The following is an 18,524-nucleotide window of genomic DNA, read 5'->3' as shown; positions in this document are numbered from 1 at the left end:
CCCGTTACCGAATCGCCAGCTTCTGAATCAGAGGAGTGTGTCGAAGCCACCGATTACCGCCCCCAAACTTGTCACGATTGCACGCCACACACCGGTGACCATGAGTAGACCGATCAACACGAGCAGCGCTCCGCCGATCAGATTAATAAGACGGATGTGGCGGCGCATCCACGCCACCGAACCGGTTGCCCAGTTCAATCCAAGAGCCACCAGCAGGAACGGGATGCCGAGACCGAGACTGTAGGCGATGCCGACGATAGCGGCCCGGCCGGGGTCTCCGCCATCCAAGACCATGCTTCCGACGGCGATGAGAGTGGGGCCAACGCAGGGGGTCCAGCCGAGCGCAAAGACCACGCCGAGTAGCGGTGCGCCAGCGAGTCCGGTCGCGACTTTGAACTTCGGCTTGATCGTGCGTTGGGCGAAGGTAACTTGGCCGATGAACACGACACCCATGACGATCACGAGCGCCCCGGCGATGCGGGTGATCAGATCAAGCCACGGGCGCAGCAGAAGGCCGGCCGTGCCAAACAGCACCGTGAAAGCCACGAAGACCACGGTGAACCCCAGGATGAAGAGACTCACGCCGAGAACAAGGCGCTTCGTGCTGCCCTTCTCTTCTGCACTCGTGAAGCCGCCGATATAGCCAAGGTAGCCAGGTACGAGAGGCAGAACACAGGGCGAGGCAAACGAGACGAGGCCCGCAAGGAGAGCAATCGGAATCGCGAGAAGGAGGTTGCCGCCGAGAATGAGCTCCCCGACCGGACTCGACACTACTGTTCCTCAGCGATGACGGAGTCCATCATCGCTGCGAGGATGCTGGGGTCGCGCACCAGACCGCTGATGCGTGCGGCAACGCGCCCTTCGCGGTCGACCACGAGAGTGGTGGGCACCGCATTCGGGGGTACGGAACCGGCGAACGCCAACTGCACGCCCGCGGTCGTGGCATCCACGACGGAGGCGTACGGGATGCCGAACTCGTCAGCGAAGGTGAGCGACGTTTCGGCAGTGTCAGAGACGTTCACGCCCAAGAAGGGAACCTCGGTGTACTGCTCGCTCAGCGCAGCCAAGTCGGGCGCTTCGAGGCGGCACGGCGGGCAACTCGAGTACCAGAAATTCACGACGTAAACAGAACCGGCAAAGTCATCGCTCGACACGGTCTCGCCGGTGTCGAGAGTTGCCTCGTAAGTGATGGGTTCATCGCGACTGTCGGCCGGGATCTCGACCGTCGAACCATCGCCGGAGATATAGCCCTCTTCTGATCCGTTCTCGTACTGCTGCGCGAGACTTTCGGTGGCGCCGGAGCACGACACAGTAAACAGGGCGAGGCTCGCCACAATAGCGGCGATGAGACGGCGATTCACACGGCTCCTAAATCGATGGATGCTGCCAGCAAGTCTCCCGCAGGTTCCTGATAGTCAACCTCGACGAAATGGTCTCCCTCGCGGGCGAGAGTCGTGATGCTCGACAGGGTGCAGCGGCGGTGGCGGGGGTCGTGGGCGAGCCGCATTTTCTTCACGGAGCGGGCTACAACAACGATGGGCAGTTGATGGCTGACCATGACAATTTCGCCACCGTCGGCCGCGGACCACGCGTCGTCAACGGCAGCGAGCATCCGGGCTTCGATGCTCACGTAGGGCTCGCCCCAACTGGGCTTGAATGGATTGATCAGGTGCGGCCACGCGCGCGGCTGGCCGAGAACCTGCGGAAACCGCAGGCGACCGCCCTCGAACCAATTGGATGGTTCGATGATGCGCTCTTCGGTCGTGATAGGCAGCCGGTAGCGTTCCGACCAGGGTTGCGCTGACTCTTGAGCGCGCTGTAGGGGGCTCGCATAGAGCGCCGTGAGGGGCCGCTGGGCGAAGCTTGCGGCGGCGACATCCGCCATTTTATGACCGAGTTCACTGAGGTGATACCCGGGGAGACGGCCATAGAGAATGCGGTCGGGATTGTGCACTTCACCATGGCGAACGAGATGGATGAGGTCTGCTGGCACGGTATTCAGTCTACGTCTGCTGCCCTGCCGCACTTTCTCTTGCGTGATCCCTTGTAAACTCGGCGCTGTGACTACACGCACCCTCACTAAGAACCTGGCCGCCGCAAGCGATGGAGCAACCTCCGTTTCGGGGTGGGTCGACACTGTTCGAGATCAAAAGAAGGTGCAGTTTGTCGTGCTGCGCGATGAGTCGGGTGCGGTGCAACTTGTTCACCCCCGCTCATTCAACGACGACGGCACCGCGGCCGAGGATCCCCTCGCCGAGATCATTTCGGGCCTCGCTCAGGGCACCTTCCTCACCGCAACCGGTGAGTTGAAGCACGACGAGCGCGTGAAGCTCGGCGGCGTTGAGATCAAGCTCGACGGCATCGAACTTGCTGGTGAGGCAATCGCTGAAACCCCGATCGCCGAAGACACCAGCGTCGACAAGCGCATGGACTGGCGCTTCCTCGACCTTCGCGTGCCGCGCAACAACCTGATCTTCCGCATCCAGACCACGCTCGAGCACGCCTGGCGCACCTACTGGGTCGAGAACGACTTCATCGAGGTTCACACCCCCAAGCTCATGGCCAGCGCCAGCGAGTCGAAGGCTGAGCTGTTTGAGGTCGACTACTTCGACACCAAGGCCTACCTCGCGCAGAGCCCCCAGTTCTTCAAGCAGATGGCGCAGTCCGCTGGCTTCGGCAAGATCTTCGAGATCGCCCCCAGCTTCCGTGCCGACCCCAGCTTTACCTCGCGTCACGCCACCGAGTTCACGATGGTCGACAGCGAGATCAGCTGGATCTCCAGCCACGAAGACGTCATGAACCTGCACGAAGAGCTCATGGTTGCCGGCTTCCAGGCTGTCAAAGACAAGCACGGCGAAGAGATCGAGAAGCTGTTCGGCATCGAAATGACGGTGCCGACTCGCCCCTTCCCCCGCATCCCGCTTGCCGAGGCTAAGCAGATCGTCAGCGACCGTGGCTACACGGTGCCGCGCGCCGACGCCGACATGGACCCGGAGGGTGAGCGCCAGATCGCCGCCTACGTGAAAGAAACATACGACCACGATTTCGTGTTCTTGACCGACTACGCCGCCAGTATCCGCCCGTTTTATCACATGCGTCACGCGGATGATGCAGGCCTCACGAACAGCTACGACCTCGTGTTCAACGGCGTCGAGATCTCCACTGGCGCCCAGCGCGAGCACCGCGTTGACGTGCTGGAGGCGCAGATTCGCGACAAGGGCATGGACCCGGCCGAGCTCGACTTCTACCTTGACTTCTTCCGCTACGGCGTACCTCCGCACGGTGGATTCGGCATGGGCCTCGGGCGCGTGCTGATGTTGCTCCTCGGTCTGCCCAACCTGCGCGAAGCAACGTATCTCTTCCGCGGACCAACCCGCCTCACTCCGTAGCCACCCTGGGGGCTCGCGAGGGCCTCACAGTTCGACACACCGAACCCATAGCCAGCGCATAGCCAATTAGGACAGGATGACCTCATGTCAAAGAAAATTGATTCGGCACTCAAAGACCTGAAGAAGGCACTCAACAAGCATGCTGAGGTTGTGGGCAGCAGTGCTGTCTCGCTCAAGAAAGCTCAGCGTGCGAGCGCAAAGGTAGCGGCAGCAGCAACGGCCTACGCCGAAGCAGTGCACTCCAAGAGTGGAATGGGCAATCCCTTCGACGACATGCTGCAACCAGGCCTCGACAGTGGAACGCTGGCATCACTGGCAGCCGAGCGCGACTCGATCAAGAACCACATGACGGGCCCGATCGAAGTTAGTAAGTAGCAGGCCACACAGTCGTGCTCGCGAAGATCCCCCGCGAGCGCTGACAGCCTGTATTACGTAAGGTCTTCGATGCTGGCTCCACCGGCGCTCTTGATGACCGACTCCACAGCACTCTTCGCTGATGCTTTCGCCACGTAATTCTCGCTCACCGCGAGAGTTTGGCCATTGCTCGCAACGATGCGCCAGAAGAATGGCTGCGTCTCGCTCTTGCCTTTGACGATTTGAAACTTCATAGTTTCCTCTTTCGATCCTCGTTTCGGGACCACGCGAGAGCGCGGTAAGTGCCCCACATCCTAATGCGGGCGCATGAGCGGCCCACAAGAGGCGGCGTCGTTCCCCCGCTTAAAGCTCGAAGTCGACGCAGGCCCGTTCACGAGTGTTTGCCTTCACCACAGCACCCGCCTCCACGTGCAACGGATGAGTTCCGTACGCCGCAAGGGCCTCAACCGAAGTGTGATCAGACACAAGGATGACGTCCCAATTTCCGGCGACGGTTGCCACATCCGGGCGCACGGTTAGCGCTTCGAGACCATCGATCTTGCCGACGAGAGGTTCTAGCGCCGCAGCCATCGCATCCGCTGCGATCTTCTGGTCTGCGGGATCTTCGGCGATGAGTTTCCACATAACAACGTGACGGATCATTCTGTTTCCTCCAGAAGAGCAGCGCTGAGGCGCTCGGGTTCGACACGCCAAATGGTGTGTACGCGGTCGTTGATGAGCACAACAGGAATCTCGTCCCAGTACTTTGCGTTCAACTGCTCATCCTCCAGAATCGACAGCTCAGTGAGTTCGATCTCGATGGTTGAGGCCAGTGCCGCGATGACCTGATTGATAGTTTCGCGGGCATCGTCACAAAGATGACATCCCGGCTTGCCAATTAAAGTGAGACGTTTCGTGGGCACGACCCTAGAATAATGCGAATGCACGAGGTAACGTCGCCCCCGCCCAGCCAGAACGCCGTTGTGGCTTTCTTTGACGTGGACAACACGCTCATGCGTGGTGCGAGTGCTTTCTATTTGAGCAAGGAAGCCTGGCGGCGTGGAATCGTGGGCTGGCGAGATATTGCTCGCTTTGCCTGGCACCAGTTTCGGTTCGTCGCTGTGGGAGAAAACCACAAGCACATGACCTCCGCGCGGGAACGGGCGCTTGAGATCGTGGGCGGACATTCCCTGCAGACGCTCATCGATCTCGCCGAGACCATCTACGAGCGAGACATTTTGCCCAACCTGTGGCCCGAAACCGTCGATCTTGCCAAAGAGCACCTCGCGAAGGGCCACGAAGTGTGGCTCATCACCGCAACGCCCCAGTTTGTGGCGCAAGTGATCGCCGAACGGCTCGGCCTTACGGGCGCCCTCGGAACCCGCGTGCGCGCCGAAGACGGCTTTCTCACGGGAGAACTCGACGGCCACGTGCTTCACGGCCCAGAGAAGGCTGCCGTCGCCACAGAGCTCGCTGGGCGGCTCGGGGCCAACCTGGCAGACTGCTGGGCATACTCCGATTCCAGCAACGACATCCCGCTACTGAGTGCCGTAGGCAATCGTGTGGCCGTGAACGCGGATGTGAAACTCACGCACTATGCCCAAAAAATGGGCTGGCCAGTACTGCCGCTCAGCCGCGCCGGCCTCAAAGAAGCCCGGCGCCGCGTGAAGCGGCAAGCCAAGATCGTGCGCAAAAACGCTCGTTAACGCCGAACACCCGATCGTTCAGATGAACGTTCGGGTGTTCGAGTTGTGACCGTCTCGAAAGACGGCCCCTAGTCATTGGGACTAGTTACTTCTTGTTGCGACGCTGGTGGCGTGTCTTACGAAGCAGCTTGCGGTGCTTCTTCTTTGCCATACGCTTGCGACGCTTTTTGATGACTGAACCCATAGGAACCTCACTGATTTCTGAACGAACCGACCCGGTCCGATTCAGAACCGCGGAAAGACATACCGGAAGAGTTTACCGCACCGGGCGGGTTTAAAAGTCTCGATGAACTGGGAATGAACCCTCAGCGACGATTCGCCGCTATCCAACCTCAGAGATTGGGGGTGCAACGGCGCTCGCTACAGCCGATTCCGGGATGCGGAATGAGCGGCCAAAACGAACAGCCGGGAGTTCACCGGAGTGAACGAGACGATACACGGTCATGTTTGAGACGCGCATCATGTCCGCCACCTCAGCGACGGTGAGAAAACGCATCTCAGATAGATCCCGTGACATCGGACCAGCCCCTTAGTTTCACCAACTGCAGAACGCACGAAACGACTGCACAAAGCACCCAGCATGTGACTGAAGTGCTAAACGGTAACAATAGGGGCTGGTGTGACTCGCTGTCCACCCCTCAAGGTGCGCGCCCGGCGCGCCTGCCGCCTAATCCTTGCGGAAGATGCGAGAGCGAACGCTGCTCGGCAGGTGCTTTGCAGCCTCCGCGACGTCGTGCAGCGCGGTGCGAGCCCGGTAGGCGCGATCCGCAACCTGGCGGCCCAAGTTGTCTCCAACATCCGCTCCCGACCAGGCCGAGAAAGCGCCGGTCGAGGCGAGCAGCTCCTCGTCAAAGTCTTCTTGGAAGTCCGCGCTCAAGAACGGGATCAGCCAGTCTTCAATCTCTTCAAGAGGAGAAGAATCGAGGCGGTAATAGCGGTGTTGGCCGTCTTCACGCACCGACACCAACCCGTGATCGCGCAGCACCTTCAGGTGCTTGGAGACCGTCGGCTGACTCAAATCGAGTTTTTCGACAATCTCACTTACGCTCAGCTCGCCGCTCGGAGAATCAGAGGCGATGTACTGCTCAAGCAGCACGGTCAGAAGGCTACGCCGCGTTGAATCGGCTACTACGTCAAAGATGTCGGCCATTGCAATAGGGTACCGGGCGTTTCTGAGGAGTACCATGGCCTCCTGTGCGTGGGGAGATAAATTTATGAGCTCTTGGGCACCTATGCGTGCGCACCCGCGTGAACGCAGCATCCTCGCCCGCGTCCGTGATGTGATCGATCGTTTCGCTGCTGCAACTCCCGCGCGCTTCGCTATCGCCATCTTCTCGGCGCTCGTTGTGGTGCTCACGACCATTCTCGTTTTGCCCATCTCGGCTCGGGATGGCCAAGCCACACCCCTCGTGGATGCACTCTTCACCGCCGTCTCCGCCATCTGCGTGACCGGCCTCACCACCGTCGACATGTCGACGCACTGGTCAGCCTTCGGCAACTCCGCGATCCTCATCGGTCTACAAGTCGGCGGAATCGGCGTGCTCACTCTCGCGAGCATGCTCGGCCTCGTCGTGTCGCGCCGCCTCGGGCTGCGCCAACGACTCATCGCCGCGAGCGACTCGAACCCCTCGCGCATCCACGTCGGCCCTGTTTCTGAATCCCAAGCTATTCGTCTTGGCGAAATTGGTGGGCTCCTCGCGACCGTAGCAATCAGCGCGCTGGCCATCGAGGTCGTGCTCTCGCTCGTGATCATCCCGCGCCTGCTTGTGGAAGGTTTCGACGTGTGGCCCGCCATTTGGCAGGGCTTCTACTTCGCGGCATCGGCCTTCACAAACACCGGTTTTGTGCCGGCGGTCAGTGGCATGGAAGCCTTCGCTCAAGACCCTTGGATGCTCGGCGCGATTGGCGTCGGTGTGTTCCTCGGAAGCCTCGGCTTCCCCGTGATCTTCGCTGTAGTCCGCAACCTCAAAGACGGCGCCCGCCTCTCGGTTCACGCACGCCTCACCCTCTTCACGACGGTGCTGCTGATCTTCCTCGGGGCGCTAGCAGTGCTCATTTTGGAATGGAACAACACCAACACCATCGGTGGGCAAAGCCTGATCTCGCGCCCCCTGACATCCACTTTCTTATCGACCATGACGCGCTCGGGTGGGTTCTCCACCATCGACATCAATGAGCTGAATGGGTCGACGCTGCTCGTCTTCGACATGCTGATGTTTGTGGGCGGCGGCTCTGCCTCCACCGCGGGTGGCATCAAAGTCACGACTCTCGCTGTGCTGTTCTTGGCTGCCCTTGCGGAAGCTCGCGGTGACAACGACATGCACGCCTTCGAGCGTCGCATCCCCACCGACGTACTTCGCCTCGCTGTCAGCGTCACGCTGTGGGGCGCAACGATCGTCGCCATCTCGACCATCGCTATTTTGCAGATAACCAAGGAGCCCCTCGACAGGGTGCTCTTTGACGTGATTTCGGCCTTTGCCACGTGTGGGCTCTCTACGGGGCTCACCGAAACGCTGCCCGATGGCGGCAAGTACATCCTCGCCGCCACAATGTGGGCTGGACGAGTGGGAACGGTTACGCTGGCGGCAGCCCTTGCGGCCAGTCAGCGCCGTCAATTGTTCACGAGAGCAGAAGAGAGGCCCATCGTTGGTTGACAAGATCGCCCACAATGCCCCGGTGCTAGTAATCGGGCTCGGCCGTTTCGGTGCGGCCACTGCCGGTCAACTTCAGCGCCTCGACCGCGAAGTTTTAGCGATCGATGCTGACCTCAGCCTCGTACAGAAATGGTCGGAGCGCGTCACTCACGCCGTGCAGACGGATGCTCGCAGCCTCGATGCTCTCCAGCAGATCGGCGCGCAAGACTTCTCGATCGCCGTCGTGGCTGTCGGCTCGTCCATCGAAGCCAGCGTGCTCATCACGGCCAACCTCGTTGACCTCAAGATTCCGCAGATCTGGGCGAAAGCGATCAGCCGCTCGCACGGCAAGATCCTCAACCGCATCGGCGCCAACCACGTGATCTACCCCGAGGCAGAAGCCGGCGAGCGCGTCGCTCACCTGGTTTCGGGCCGGATGATCGACTTCATCGAGTTCGATGATGACTTCGCCATCGTGAAGATGTACCCGCCGAAGCCCATCCGCGGTTTGCCGCTGAGCGAGTCGCAAGTGCGCCGCAAGTATGGAATCACGGTGGTCGGAGTGAAGTCGCCCGGTAAGGAATTTACCTACGCAACGCCCGAGACCGTGATCTCGAATCACGACCTCGTGATCGTCAGCGGCAACTCTGTCGACATCGAAAAGTTCGCGACACTCGCAACGTAGCCCCGTTTGTGGACTGATCTGCGCGCACCCGCTACCTGTATCTTGATTCCGTGAGCAAAAAACGGGCGACCCCGGGGTCGCAAACTTCGCTCCGCGAAGCTAACCGCGCTCGCATAGTCGACGCGGTGAAGCACCATGGTGGCCTCACACAGATCGAGTTGGCCGGGGTAACGGGGCTTTCGCCCGCCACGGTCTCCAACATTGTCAAAGAGCTCGTCACCGCCGGAGTGCTCGCGACCACGATGAGCACGCGCAGTGGCCGTCGCGCTCATCAGATCACGCTTGCCCGCGCGCTTGGCCTTGTCGCCGGCGTGCACTTCTCCGAACGCCACATGCGCGTTGCACTTTCCGATGTCGCGCACACTGTCGTCGCTGAGCACCACATGCCGCTCGCGAAAGACCATCGCGCCGACAACGAACTCAACCGGGCCGCCCAACTCATCACCGACATGCTCGAGTCAGTCGACGCCACTCACGACGAGATCCTGGCGGTTGGCCTCGCGATGCCCGCGCCCATGGATCAGTCAACCGGCATCATTTCGCGCACAGGAATCATGCGCGGCTGGGACGGCGTTCCCGTCGCAGAGTCTCTCGGCATCCGGCTCAATAGCCCGGTGTATGTCGACAACAACGCCAACATGGGCGCGCTGGCCGAATACCGCACAGGCGCATTACGCGGCAAGCCCAACTCTCTCTATGTCAGCATCGACGACGGCATTGGCGCGGGCCTCATCCTGAACGGGGCAGTGTTCCGCGGCCACCACGGCACAGCCGGTGAATTCGGTCACATGGTTCTCGACGAAGATGGCGCGCTCTGCCGTTGCGGCAATCGTGGATGCCTCGAAACTCTCGCCGGTGGTCAGGCCATCGTTGAGTCGGTGCGCACTGGCCGTCGCGGTCTCAAGCTTCACGATGTGGTTGTTCGCGCAATCGCTGGGGATAATGCGTGCATCCGGGCCATTGCCGACGCTGGACGGCATCTCGGCATCGCCGCGGGCAACCTCAGCAACGTCTTCGATCCGGAGCGCATTGCGGTGGGCGGCGAGCTCTCGCAGGCGGGCGAACTCTTATTGGGCCCGATGCGGCACGCGATGGAGCGTTCGGTCATCGTGGGGTCTGGGCAGGCTGCCGATCTGGTGCAGAGCCAGCTGGGGCCGCGCAGCGAACTGTTGGGGTCGATCGCTTTTGCGATTGATCAGCTCACGATTGGTGCTGATGCCACGTTGAGTGCTGAACCTGCAGAGGCGGAGGCTTCGTGACATCCGTCCGTGCGCGAATGATGCGACTGATCGCTCTTGCGCTTGTGGCGGTGCTCGCTCTGGGTGGCTGCGCCTTGATGACGCCCGGCGCTTCGAGCGATGGTTCGCGCACGATTGCGCTGCTGCTGCCGGAGTCGAAGACGGCGCGGTACGAGGCTTACGATCGCCCGTTCTTTGAGGCCAAAGTTGCTGAGCTGTGCCCCGAGTGCGACGTGATTTATGCGAATGCCGATCAGGACCCGGCGAAGCAGCAACAGCAGGCGGAGTCGGCTTTTGCTCAGGGCATTAGCGTGCTCGTGCTCGACCCCGTTGATTCTTCGGCGGCGGTGACAATCGTGGCGACGGCCCAGTCCTACAAGGTTCCGGTGATTTCGTACGACCGCCTGATTGGCAGCCCCGAGTTGGCCTTCTGGGTGTCGTTCGATAACGAAAAGGTCGGAGCGCTGCAGGGCAAAGCTCTCGTCGAGCGCCTCGCCGAGGAGGGTTACTCCGAGGGCAACATTGTGATGATCAACGGCTCCCCCACCGACAACAATTCGCGCCTGTTCAAGAAGGGCGCGCACAGCGTGATCGATGGCAGCGCCTATACCGTCGTCGCCGAATTCGACACTCCCGACTGGAGCCCAGACAAAGCCCAGGAGTGGATGGCGAGCCAGGTCACCCAGTTCGGCGACAGCCTCATCGGCGTCTATGCCGCCAACGACGCAACGGCCGGGGGTGCGATCGCTGCGCTCAAGGCTGGCGGGGTGACCCCGTTGCCTCCCGTCACTGGTCAGGATGCCGAACTCACCGCCATCCAACGCATCGTGAGTGGCGACCAGTACATGACCGTCTACAAGGATCTGAAGCGCGAAGCTGAGATCGCGGCGACGCACGCGGTGGCGCTGCTCGACGGCAAGCAACTTGTGGGGCAAAGCGAAGAAACTAACGGCGTTCCGACAACGCTGCTCACTCCCGTAATCGTGACGATCGACAACATTATGGAGACCGTCGTCGCTGATGGTTTTTATGCCGTTGAGCAAATTTGCACGACCGAATATGCCCAAGCGTGTGCGGCGGCGGGGATTCAGTAATGCGTATTGACGTCAATGAACTCAAGGAAGAGAGCCACAATGACTGATGTCACTCCGGCCACCTCAGACGATGAGCCGATCCTTTCGCTGCGGGGAATCAGCAAGCAGTTCGGCGCGATCGAGGCGCTGAGCAATGTGTCGCTCGACATTTATCCCGGCGAGGTCGTGGCGATCGTCGGCGACAACGGTGCGGGAAAGTCGACACTCGTGAAGGTACTCGCGGGCGTGCATCCGGCCACTTCGGGCACTATTACCTATCGCGGTGACGAAGTGTCATTGTCGAACCCGACGGATGCCCGCGATCTCGGTATCGCAACGGTCTTTCAGGATTTGGCGCTGTGCGACAACCTCGACGTGGTGTCGAACCTGTTCTTGGGCCGGGAGCTGGGAACTCGAGCGCTCGACGAGGTCGAGATGGAGCAGCAGACCTGGGCGCTCTTGCGGCAGCTGTCGGCCAAGATTCCGTCCGTGCGCACTCCCGTTGCGGGGCTCTCGGGCGGGCAACGCCAGACCGTTGCCATTGCGCGTTCGCTCATCGGCAATCCGTCGATTGTGGTGTTGGATGAGCCCACCGCCGCCCTCGGCGTCGCTCAGACCGCTGAGGTGCTGAACCTTATTGAGCACCTCCGCGAGCGCGGTCACGGCATCGTCTTAGTGAGCCACAACATGGCTGACGTGCAGGCCGTGGCTGACCGCGTTGTCGTGCTGCGTCTTGGACGCAATAACGGTGACTTTGCGGTGGCCGACGTGACCTACGAAGACATCATCGCGGCGATTACGGGCGCAACGGATAACGCGGTGAGCCGGCGCGCTGGCCTCACCGGCGCGACCTTCACCCGCATCAAGGAAGGACTCAGCTCATGAGCGCCTCCGACACGCAACCGCCCACGAACAACACCCCCGCTGTCGAACTTCCGCCAGCCTCAGGAATCGCAGAATCCTGGGCCGGGTTTCGGTCACGCGTGCGAGGCGGCGACCTCGGGGCGATTCCCGTTGTCGTGGGTCTTGCCCTCATCTGGACCGTCTTCCAGATCTTGAACCCCACCTTCTTGTCGAGCGCCAACCTCGTGAACCTCGCGATGCAGTCCGCCGCGCTCGGCACGATCGCGCTCGGTGTAGTGCTCGTATTGCTGCTCGCCCAAATCGACCTCTCGGTCGGGTCGCTCTCGGGACTCGCGGCCGCGATTCTGGCGGTCACGTTTACACAGCTGAACTGGCCGCTGCCGTTCGCCATCCTCGCCGCGCTCGCCGCTGGTGCACTCTTCGGATGGTTCTACGGGTTCTTGCTGACCCGCTTCGGGGTTCCCAGCTTCGTCATCACCCTCGCGGGCCTGCTCGGCGTGCTTGGGCTCCAGCTGTGGGTGCTTGGCAAGCTCGGCTCGATCAATATTCCGTTTGATTCATGGATCGTGCAGTTCGCCCAGCTCATGTTTTTGCCTGCGTGGCTCTCCTACGTGCTCGTCGGGCTGGCAACCCTCGCCTATGTTGGTGGCCATCTGTCGTTGGCCAACCGCCGCATCCGCGCTGGCCTGCTGCCCGAATCGCGCACCGCGATCCTGCTTCGCGGCGGGCTCATGCTCGTCGCGCTCCTGTTGGGAACCTGGTACCTCAACACCGACCGCGGCATCGGCCTCATGTTCCTGCTCTTTGTCGTGCTCGTGATGGCCGTCAACTTTGCGCTCAAGCGCACGCGTTGGGGGCGCTCGATCTATGCCATCGGCGGCAATGTTGAAGCAGCCCGGCGTGCCGGCATCCGCGTTGATCGTGTCTACATTTCGGTGTTTATGGTGAGCGCAATGCTCGCCACTCTTGGTGGTGTCTTGGCCGCATCCCGGCTTGCGGCCGCGAACCAGAGCAGCGGCGGAGGCGACACCAACCTCACCGCCATTGCGGCAGCCGTCATCGGCGGAGCAAGCCTCTTTGGCGGTCGCGGAAGCGCCTGGTCTGCACTGCTCGGCATTGTCGTCATTCAGTCGATCTCAAGCGGCCTCACGCTGCTGAGCCTTGACTCCTCGGTGCGCTACATGGTCACGGGAGCAGTGTTGCTGCTCGCCGTGATCATCGACTCGATGTCTCGTCGTTCGCGCGCACTGCACGGCCGCTTCTAAAGGCGGTCGCGCAGCCGCATGCGCGAGGCGGCACGGATGGGGCCGCGCGAATGGCCCGGCGCGAACAGGTGAGAGCGATTAGCCCGCAGCGAGCTCCGTGGCCCGGGCGAGCGCCGCAGCGGTCGCCTTGTCGAAAATCGTCTTCAGATCGGCACCCTGCAGCTGTTCAACCGCACGCTCGGTCGTGCCCTTGGGGCTCGTAACCTGCTTACGCAGTTGCGCCGGTGAACTATCGGATGACGCCAGCAGGGCGAGCGATCCTTCGAACGTTCCCGCCACCAAGGTCAGTGCCTGCTCGGGCGTGAAGCCCATGTCGACCGCAGTGCGAGCAAACTCCTCGAGGATCAAGAACACGTAGGCCGGGCCGGAACCCGAGATGGTGCTGAGCGCATCAATCTGCGATTCCGGCGTTTCGACGACGGTGCCGACCGTCTCAAACACGGCGCGGCCGAGCGCGAGGTCATCCGCGGTGGCGCGCGACCCGGCGCTGAGTCCGGTTACGGCCTTGCCGACGATAGCGGGAGTGTTGGGCATGGCACGCAACACAACGTTGTCGACGATGCCCTCCATGCGCGCGGTTGTCACACCCGCAGCAACGCTGATGATGATCGCATCGGGTTCCAAGAATGGGGCGAGGGCGGTAAGGGTGTCGGGGATCATGGCGGGCTTGACGCCCAGCATCACGACCTTTGCCCCCTTCACAGCGCGCGCATTGCCATCAGGAGTATTCTCCAGCGCAAAGGACTCCACGCCCTCAGAACGCACCACAGCAGCCTTAGCTTCGGTGCGATTTGTGACGCGGATGCCCCCGCTTACAGTCACCGAGGGGTCAAGCAAACCCTGCAGGATGGCACCCCCCATTGATCCGGCGCCGACAATTGCAATGCTAGGAAGAGAAGTAGTCACGTGAACATCCTAGGATTGATGCCATGAGCGCGTCAGGCGGAACTAAGGCAATCATCGCTGCAATGGTGGCGAACGGTGGAATCGCTGTCACCAAATTCATTGCGTTTCTGATTTCGGGGTCCAGTGCGATGCTCGCTGAGAGCGTGCACTCGGTAGCGGACACCAGCAATCAGGCGTTGCTCTTGCTCGGCGGCAAGAAGGCGAAGAAGCAGGCGGATGCCGAGCATCCGTTCGGCTACGGTCGCGAGCGCTACGTGTACGCCTTTGTCGTTTCGATCATTCTGTTCTCGGTCGGTGGCGTGTTCTCGCTCTACGAGGGCATCAACAAGCTGCAAGACCCGCACCCTCTCGAGCAAGCGTGGTTGCCGATCACGGTGCTGTTGATTGCCATCGTGCTGGAAGGTTTCTCGCTGCGCACCGCGGTAAAAGAGTCGAACCTCGTGAGGGGCAAGCAGAGCTGGATTGCCTTCGTGCGCCACGCCAAAGCCCCCGAACTGCCCGTCGTGCTGCTCGAAGACGTCGCTGCTCTGCTCGGTCTCGTTCTCGCCCTCTTCGGTGTCGGTCTGACGATCGCTACTGGCGACTCAATGTGGGATGCCATCGGCACGATCGCCATCGGTATCCTGCTCATTTTGGTCGCTGTCGTTCTCGGCATCGAAACGAAGAGCCTGCTCGTCGGCGAAGGTGCAACCACGAAGCAGCGCAACCTCATTCGCGACACCATCAACGCCCACCCCGACGTTCGCTCGCTCATCCACATGAAGACGCTCTACCTCGGGCCAGAAGAACTCATGGTTGCGGCCAAGATCGACTTCGGAGCGCAAACGCGACTGAGCGACGTGGCCGCCAGTATCGATAGTGTCGAACGAGAGATTCGTGAGGCAGAGCCGATGGCCCGCGTCATCTATATCGAGCCTGATGTCTACCGTCGCCCGCCCGAAGCTGCACCACCCACTGATGCCATTGTCATCGTGGGCAACGATTAACGAAGGAACCCGAAACCATGAACTTCGAACCAATCATTCACACCGTGCTCGCGCTGCACATTCTGGGGCTTGCGCTCATCATCGGATCATTCGCTCTTCAGCTGCGCCGCAAAGAAGGCTTCGAACTCGGCACGATGCTGATCGGTGCCATCACGCAGCTCGTCACCGGACTCATCCTTGTTGGCCTCGTGCAGATGAACGACGAAGACGTCAACAACGCCAAGATCGCCGTGAAGCTGATCTTCGCGATCGTTGTGCTCGTCGCCGTCATGATCGCGCGCTCACGCCAGGCCAAGGCCCTCAGCGCGGGCACCAGCGAAAAGAAAGCCACCCTGCCGTTCCTGCACCTTGCGGGCATGGGCGCGCTCATCAACGTGTTCGTTGCGGTGCTCTGGCACTAAGCCAGGCCTAGCGGGCTAGCGTCGGGCTTCGAAAAAGTCAGTCAGCAGCGCAGCGCATTCAGTCTCTTGGATGCCCGCAATAACCTCGACCTTGTGCGGAAGCCGGCGGTCACGCAGCAAATCATTAACGCTGCCTGATGCGCCGGCTTTTTCGTCCCACGCCCCAAACACCACGCGCGGGATGCGGGCCTGAAGAATCGCGCCAGCACACATCGTGCACGGCTCAAGGGTGACCACGAGAGTCATCTCGTCGAGGCGCCACGAACCGGTGGCCGCGGCCGCTGCTCGGATTGCCACAACCTCGGCGTGCGCCGTGGGGTCGCCCGTGAGCTCCCGCTCATTGCGCCCAACGGAGACGAGATTGTCATTCTGATCAATGACGAGAGCAGCGACAGGAACGTCAGCAGAATCAGCCGTGAGCTTGGCCTCAGCGATGGCCCGCGTCATCCATTGATCGAACTTTGTCACGATCGGTTCTCCAAGTGGTCCGTACCTCAAGTAGATTTAGCCTATGCGAGTTCACGTTGCCGACCACCCGCTCATCACGCACAAGCTCACCGTGCTGCGCGACAAGAACACCGCCGCCCCCACTTTTCGGGCGTTGACGGAAGAGCTAGTCACGCTTTTGGCGTACGAAGCGACCCGTTCGGTGCGCGTTGAAGAGGTCGACATTGAGACCCCCGTTACCGCGACGAAGGGTGTGGCAATTAGCTCGCCCAAGCCGCTCGTGGTGCCGATTCTTCGCGCCGGGCTCGGAATGCTTGAAGGAATGGTCAAACTCGTTCCGACCGCTGAAGTCGGATTCTTGGGCATGGTGCGCAACGAAGAAACGCTGAAGCCCGACACCTACGCTGAACGCCTGCCCGACGACCTGTCGAACCGCCAGTGCTTCGTTCTCGACCCCATGCTGGCCACCGGTGGCTCGCTCATTGCGGCCATCCAATACCTGCTCGACCGCGGTGCTACGGATGTCACGGCCGTCTGCATCCTAGGAGCCCCCGAAGGTCTCGCCGCTGTTGAAAAGGCCATGGAAGGCCAAAACGTCACGATCGTGCTCGGCGCACTCGACGAACGCCTCAACGAGAACGGCTACATCGTGCCCGGCCTCGGCGATGCTGGCGACCGACTGTACGGTCTCGTCTAGCAGCACAATTGTCGCGCGCAACTTGACAGGGGCGCGCTGCATGAAACATCATTGCAACCATGACTGTACAAACTCGCGACCTGACCGCCCTCGTGGCTTCCAGGACCGCTAGCGCGATGCTTACGAGCACCGCGGTGGCTAGCGACGTTTCGTGTTGTCGAATGTGTGCCTAGTCGGCCTACCTGCGCCGGGCATTCTCACCAGATGGGATGCCCCCAGATCTTCGTCCTCATAACGGCGACTATCTAGCTCGACACACTATTTTTTTCCGAAGGATCACACCCTCATCATCAGAGGCCCTTCACCCCTTCTCCAAGGATTTCTGGACCCATGTCACTTGCAACAATCGAACGCACCACTCGCACCTCTTTCGCTTCCGCGGCTCCCGCGTTGGCACCGACCTACACTCCGCCGGCCCGCGACCTGTCGATTGCCGTGCAGCCCGCTCGCACCGTGCGCCCCGCTACGCCGACACCGGCACCCGCCGCGCCAGCCGCTGACGCACCGCACTTGCGCGCTGTTCCGCAGGGAACCGAAGCTCGTGGCTTCGTGCTCTACGTCGGCATCGACGAGCTCAAGGCTGCCGCCGCTGGCACCGACCTCAGCGCGATCGTCGAACAGCTCAAGCTCCTCACGCAGCAGCTCGTACCGAACGCCGAAACTCACGCCGCCGTTGCCCTCGCCCCCGTGGGCGCTGGTGGACGCGACGTCGACGTCGTGCGCCTCGCCCTGCAGGACCCTTCTGCTCTCGCCAAGCACCGCCAGGTTGAAGAGCCAGAAGAGAAGCCCGCGAGCGGTGTGGTCGTTGACCTCTCCCGCAAGCGCGTGCTCATCGATGACGCGCCCGCAGCCCTCACCTACAAAGAGTTCGAACTACTGCAGTTCCTCATCCTGCGCGAATCACAGACCATCGACCGCGCGCAGCTCATCTCCACGCTGTGGTCAGCGGAAGACGACGAAGCTCCCAACGAACGCACCATCGACGTGCACATCCGTCGCCTGCGCTCCAAGCTCGGCGCGTACGAAGATGTTGTTCGTACCGTTCGTGGCATCGGGTACCGCTACGACCGTCATCCGGATGTCTCGGTGCGCTTCGCCTCGACCCCCAGCCCCGACTTCATCTAGGCAGCTCGCGCGGCCCTCGCGTGCGCAGGGAACCACTCTCGCTCGGCGTAGAGGTTCAACGCTGGCGCGTGTCACACTGACCGGATGACAACGACTGATGCCACCCGGATGCCCGAGAAGATGTCGCGCGATCGGGAAGCCCTCGACGCCCTCCTCGACTCGGAGATCGTCGGGAACGTCGCCTACGTTCATGACGACGGAACCCCCGGGGTGCTGCCGACCGCGGTCGCCCGCCTCGGCGATGAGTTGATCGTGCACGGCTCGAGCGGTTCACGCTGGATGCGACTCGTTTCTGGTGCGCCCGTCGCAGTCTCGGTGACCGCTGTTGGTGGCATCGTGGTGGCCCGTTCCGCCTTCGAGTCGTCGCTCATCTACAGCAGCGCAGCGTTGTTCGGATCGTTCAGGGTGCTGGAGGGCGAGGAGAAAGCTGCCGCCGTCAACGCCATCACCGAGAAGCTGATCCCCGGCCGCCTGGCCGAAGTACGCCCCAACAGCAAGAAAGAACTCGCAGCAACGCTCGTGCTCGCGCTGCCGATCGCGGAGTGGTCGTTGCGCACCTCCGACGACTGGCCCGATGACACCGACGCCGATATCGCTGGTGACGCGTGGGGCGGGCAGGTGCGGTGGGGAGCTCGAGCCGTGGAGGTTGTTGCCACGCCTGACCTGCGCTCCGGCATCCGCGTGCCTGAGTCTGTTCGGGCGTTCGAGTAGCGGATGTCCGCTAGCGGCAAACACCGCCGCTCTGCCAATTCACC

General features: G+C 61.6%; 25 protein-coding genes. 14 read left to right on the top strand and 11 right to left on the bottom strand.

Annotation, left to right across the window (positions count from 1 at the left end; genetic code table 11):
- Positions 1-27: 27 nt before the first annotated feature.
- Genes I6E52_RS10300 through I6E52_RS10290 form a run of 3 tightly spaced genes read right to left on the bottom strand, consistent with a single transcriptional unit; the run spans position 28 to position 1,993 of the window.
- Positions 28-771, bottom strand: a complete 744-nt coding sequence (locus I6E52_RS10300; RefSeq protein ID WP_197126235.1) for a cytochrome c biogenesis protein CcdA — start codon at positions 769-771, stop codon at positions 28-30.
- The gene (locus I6E52_RS10295; RefSeq protein ID WP_197157157.1) at positions 771-1,361 is read right to left on the bottom strand and encodes a TlpA disulfide reductase family protein; all 591 of its coding nucleotides are present in this window, start codon (positions 1,359-1,361) and stop codon (positions 771-773) included. Before I6E52_RS10295 ends, I6E52_RS10300 begins: the two co-directional genes overlap by 1 nt.
- Positions 1,358-1,993 (bottom strand): histidine phosphatase family protein, encoded by a 636-nt coding sequence (locus I6E52_RS10290; RefSeq protein WP_197157155.1) that lies wholly within the window; start codon positions 1,991-1,993, stop codon positions 1,358-1,360. Before I6E52_RS10290 ends, I6E52_RS10295 begins: the two co-directional genes overlap by 4 nt.
- A gap of 67 nt (positions 1,994-2,060) precedes the next feature.
- Between I6E52_RS10290 and aspS the strand changes: the two genes are divergently transcribed.
- Together aspS and I6E52_RS10280 are read left to right on the top strand one after the other, a co-directional pair.
- Positions 2,061-3,389, top strand: a complete 1,329-nt coding sequence (gene aspS / locus I6E52_RS10285) for an aspartate--tRNA(Asn) ligase (RefSeq protein WP_197126238.1) — start codon at positions 2,061-2,063, stop codon at positions 3,387-3,389.
- Between the two features lie 84 nt (positions 3,390-3,473).
- The gene (locus tag I6E52_RS10280) at positions 3,474-3,764 is read left to right on the top strand and encodes a hypothetical protein (RefSeq protein WP_197126239.1); all 291 of its coding nucleotides are present in this window, start codon (positions 3,474-3,476) and stop codon (positions 3,762-3,764) included.
- A gap of 53 nt (positions 3,765-3,817) precedes the next feature.
- Here the strand turns inward: I6E52_RS10280 and I6E52_RS10275 are convergent, their stop codons facing one another.
- From I6E52_RS10275 to I6E52_RS10265, 3 genes are all read right to left on the bottom strand, one after another.
- A complete protein-coding gene (locus I6E52_RS10275; RefSeq protein ID WP_197126240.1) occupies positions 3,818-3,997 on the bottom strand; it encodes a YegP family protein in 180 nt (59 codons plus the stop codon).
- 109 nt (positions 3,998-4,106) lie between these two features.
- The gene (locus tag I6E52_RS10270) at positions 4,107-4,406 is read right to left on the bottom strand and encodes a Dabb family protein (protein WP_197108327.1); all 300 of its coding nucleotides are present in this window, start codon (positions 4,404-4,406) and stop codon (positions 4,107-4,109) included.
- Positions 4,403-4,666 (bottom strand): glutaredoxin family protein, encoded by a 264-nt coding sequence (locus tag I6E52_RS10265; RefSeq protein ID WP_197157153.1) that lies wholly within the window; start codon positions 4,664-4,666, stop codon positions 4,403-4,405. Before I6E52_RS10265 ends, I6E52_RS10270 begins: the two co-directional genes overlap by 4 nt.
- Positions 4,667-4,684: 18 nt before the next feature.
- Between I6E52_RS10265 and I6E52_RS10260 the strand changes: the two genes are divergently transcribed.
- On the top strand, positions 4,685-5,449 hold the full coding sequence (locus tag I6E52_RS10260; RefSeq protein WP_197157151.1) for an HAD family phosphatase: 765 nt from the start codon (positions 4,685-4,687) through the stop codon (positions 5,447-5,449).
- Between the two features lie 85 nt (positions 5,450-5,534).
- On the opposite strand, the gene I6E52_RS10255 is transcribed toward I6E52_RS10260, so the two are convergent.
- From I6E52_RS10255 to I6E52_RS10245, 3 genes are all read right to left on the bottom strand, one after another.
- On the bottom strand, positions 5,535-5,633 hold the full coding sequence (locus tag I6E52_RS10255; protein ID WP_003792170.1) for a 30S ribosomal protein bS22: 99 nt from the start codon (positions 5,631-5,633) through the stop codon (positions 5,535-5,537).
- Between the two features lie 138 nt (positions 5,634-5,771).
- Positions 5,772-5,966, bottom strand: a complete 195-nt coding sequence (locus I6E52_RS10250) for a helix-turn-helix domain-containing protein (RefSeq protein ID WP_129072959.1) — start codon at positions 5,964-5,966, stop codon at positions 5,772-5,774.
- 150 nt (positions 5,967-6,116) lie between these two features.
- On the bottom strand, positions 6,117-6,599 hold the full coding sequence (locus I6E52_RS10245) for a helix-turn-helix transcriptional regulator (protein ID WP_197126244.1): 483 nt from the start codon (positions 6,597-6,599) through the stop codon (positions 6,117-6,119).
- A 64-nt stretch (positions 6,600-6,663) separates the two neighbouring features.
- Between I6E52_RS10245 and I6E52_RS10240 the strand changes: the two genes are divergently transcribed.
- Genes I6E52_RS10240 through I6E52_RS10215 form a run of 6 tightly spaced genes read left to right on the top strand, consistent with a single transcriptional unit; the run spans position 6,664 to position 13,207 of the window.
- The gene (locus I6E52_RS10240) at positions 6,664-8,103 is read left to right on the top strand and encodes a TrkH family potassium uptake protein (protein WP_231601500.1); all 1,440 of its coding nucleotides are present in this window, start codon (positions 6,664-6,666) and stop codon (positions 8,101-8,103) included.
- Positions 8,096-8,767 carry a TrkA family potassium uptake protein gene (locus tag I6E52_RS10235; RefSeq protein WP_197108335.1) on the top strand — a complete coding sequence of 224 codons (672 nt, stop codon included), beginning with the start codon at positions 8,096-8,098 and terminating at the stop codon, positions 8,765-8,767. The genes I6E52_RS10240 and I6E52_RS10235 overlap by 8 nt, the downstream gene beginning before the upstream one ends.
- A gap of 50 nt (positions 8,768-8,817) precedes the next feature.
- Positions 8,818-10,026, top strand: coding sequence for an ROK family transcriptional regulator (locus tag I6E52_RS10230; RefSeq protein WP_197138420.1), 1,209 nt, complete (start codon positions 8,818-8,820; stop codon positions 10,024-10,026).
- A complete protein-coding gene (locus I6E52_RS10225) occupies positions 10,023-11,099 on the top strand; it encodes a sugar ABC transporter substrate-binding protein (protein WP_307842500.1) in 1,077 nt (358 codons plus the stop codon). Before I6E52_RS10230 ends, I6E52_RS10225 begins: the two co-directional genes overlap by 4 nt.
- A 39-nt stretch (positions 11,100-11,138) precedes the next feature.
- Positions 11,139-11,963 (top strand): ATP-binding cassette domain-containing protein, encoded by an 825-nt coding sequence (locus I6E52_RS10220; RefSeq protein WP_197157149.1) that lies wholly within the window; start codon positions 11,139-11,141, stop codon positions 11,961-11,963.
- Positions 11,960-13,207: a sugar ABC transporter permease gene (locus I6E52_RS10215; protein ID WP_197157147.1), complete on the top strand. Its 1,248-nt coding sequence runs from the start codon at positions 11,960-11,962 to the stop codon at positions 13,205-13,207. Before I6E52_RS10220 ends, I6E52_RS10215 begins: the two co-directional genes overlap by 4 nt.
- Positions 13,208-13,285: 78 nt before the next feature.
- On the opposite strand, the gene proC is transcribed toward I6E52_RS10215, so the two are convergent.
- The gene (gene proC, locus I6E52_RS10210) at positions 13,286-14,113 is read right to left on the bottom strand and encodes a pyrroline-5-carboxylate reductase (protein WP_197157145.1); all 828 of its coding nucleotides are present in this window, start codon (positions 14,111-14,113) and stop codon (positions 13,286-13,288) included.
- A gap of 23 nt (positions 14,114-14,136) precedes the next feature.
- Between proC and I6E52_RS10205 the strand changes: the two genes are divergently transcribed.
- Together I6E52_RS10205 and I6E52_RS10200 are read left to right on the top strand one after the other, a co-directional pair.
- Positions 14,137-15,099, top strand: a complete 963-nt coding sequence (locus tag I6E52_RS10205) for a cation diffusion facilitator family transporter (protein WP_197157143.1) — start codon at positions 14,137-14,139, stop codon at positions 15,097-15,099.
- 17 nt (positions 15,100-15,116) lie between these two features.
- Positions 15,117-15,500, top strand: a complete 384-nt coding sequence (locus I6E52_RS10200) for a hypothetical protein (protein ID WP_197108368.1) — start codon at positions 15,117-15,119, stop codon at positions 15,498-15,500.
- Positions 15,501-15,515: 15 nt separating this feature from the next.
- Here the strand turns inward: I6E52_RS10200 and tadA are convergent, their stop codons facing one another.
- On the bottom strand, positions 15,516-15,968 hold the full coding sequence (gene tadA, locus I6E52_RS10195; RefSeq protein WP_307842499.1) for a tRNA adenosine(34) deaminase TadA: 453 nt from the start codon (positions 15,966-15,968) through the stop codon (positions 15,516-15,518).
- 43 nt (positions 15,969-16,011) lie between these two features.
- Between tadA and upp the strand changes: the two genes are divergently transcribed.
- The 3 genes from upp to I6E52_RS10180 all read left to right on the top strand — a co-directional run bounded on the left by upp (position 16,012) and on the right by I6E52_RS10180 (position 18,480).
- A complete protein-coding gene (gene upp / locus I6E52_RS10190; RefSeq protein ID WP_197108370.1) occupies positions 16,012-16,644 on the top strand; it encodes a uracil phosphoribosyltransferase in 633 nt (210 codons plus the stop codon).
- Between the two features lie 330 nt (positions 16,645-16,974).
- On the top strand, positions 16,975-17,769 hold the full coding sequence (locus tag I6E52_RS10185) for a winged helix-turn-helix domain-containing protein (protein WP_197126171.1): 795 nt from the start codon (positions 16,975-16,977) through the stop codon (positions 17,767-17,769).
- 84 nt (positions 17,770-17,853) lie between these two features.
- On the top strand, positions 17,854-18,480 hold the full coding sequence (locus I6E52_RS10180; protein ID WP_231602065.1) for a pyridoxamine 5'-phosphate oxidase family protein: 627 nt from the start codon (positions 17,854-17,856) through the stop codon (positions 18,478-18,480).
- The last annotated feature ends 44 nt before the right edge of the window (positions 18,481-18,524 follow it).

This window comes from Salinibacterium sp. NG253 (assembly GCF_015864945.1).
GTDB lineage: Bacteria > Actinomycetota > Actinomycetes > Actinomycetales > Microbacteriaceae > Rhodoglobus.
The sequence above is the reverse complement of the archived record's forward strand: the minus strand, read 5'-3'. Positions and strand labels throughout refer to the sequence as shown.

Coding starts and splice junctions, on each gene's coding strand:
- I6E52_RS10250 (WP_129072959.1), bottom strand. CDS start 5,966: ATGTCACGGGATCTATCTGAGATGCGTTTTCTCACCGTCGCTGAGGTG.
- I6E52_RS10180 (WP_231602065.1), top strand. CDS start 17,854: ATGACAACGACTGATGCCACCCGGATGCCCGAGAAGATGTCGCGCGAT.
- I6E52_RS10185 (WP_197126171.1), top strand. CDS start 16,975: ATGTCACTTGCAACAATCGAACGCACCACTCGCACCTCTTTCGCTTCC.
- I6E52_RS10240 (WP_231601500.1), top strand. CDS start 6,664: ATGAGCTCTTGGGCACCTATGCGTGCGCACCCGCGTGAACGCAGCATC.
- I6E52_RS10220 (WP_197157149.1), top strand. CDS start 11,139: ATGACTGATGTCACTCCGGCCACCTCAGACGATGAGCCGATCCTTTCG.
- I6E52_RS10260 (WP_197157151.1), top strand. CDS start 4,685: ATGCACGAGGTAACGTCGCCCCCGCCCAGCCAGAACGCCGTTGTGGCT.
- upp (WP_197108370.1), top strand. CDS start 16,012: ATGCGAGTTCACGTTGCCGACCACCCGCTCATCACGCACAAGCTCACC.
- I6E52_RS10215 (WP_197157147.1), top strand. CDS start 11,960: ATGAGCGCCTCCGACACGCAACCGCCCACGAACAACACCCCCGCTGTC.
- I6E52_RS10255 (WP_003792170.1), bottom strand. CDS start 5,633: ATGGGTTCAGTCATCAAAAAGCGTCGCAAGCGTATGGCAAAGAAGAAG.
- I6E52_RS10270 (WP_197108327.1), bottom strand. CDS start 4,406: ATGATCCGTCACGTTGTTATGTGGAAACTCATCGCCGAAGATCCCGCA.
- I6E52_RS10245 (WP_197126244.1), bottom strand. CDS start 6,599: ATGGCCGACATCTTTGACGTAGTAGCCGATTCAACGCGGCGTAGCCTT.
- I6E52_RS10275 (WP_197126240.1), bottom strand. CDS start 3,997: ATGAAGTTTCAAATCGTCAAAGGCAAGAGCGAGACGCAGCCATTCTTC.
- I6E52_RS10280 (WP_197126239.1), top strand. CDS start 3,474: ATGTCAAAGAAAATTGATTCGGCACTCAAAGACCTGAAGAAGGCACTC.
- I6E52_RS10205 (WP_197157143.1), top strand. CDS start 14,137: ATGAGCGCGTCAGGCGGAACTAAGGCAATCATCGCTGCAATGGTGGCG.
- I6E52_RS10200 (WP_197108368.1), top strand. CDS start 15,117: ATGAACTTCGAACCAATCATTCACACCGTGCTCGCGCTGCACATTCTG.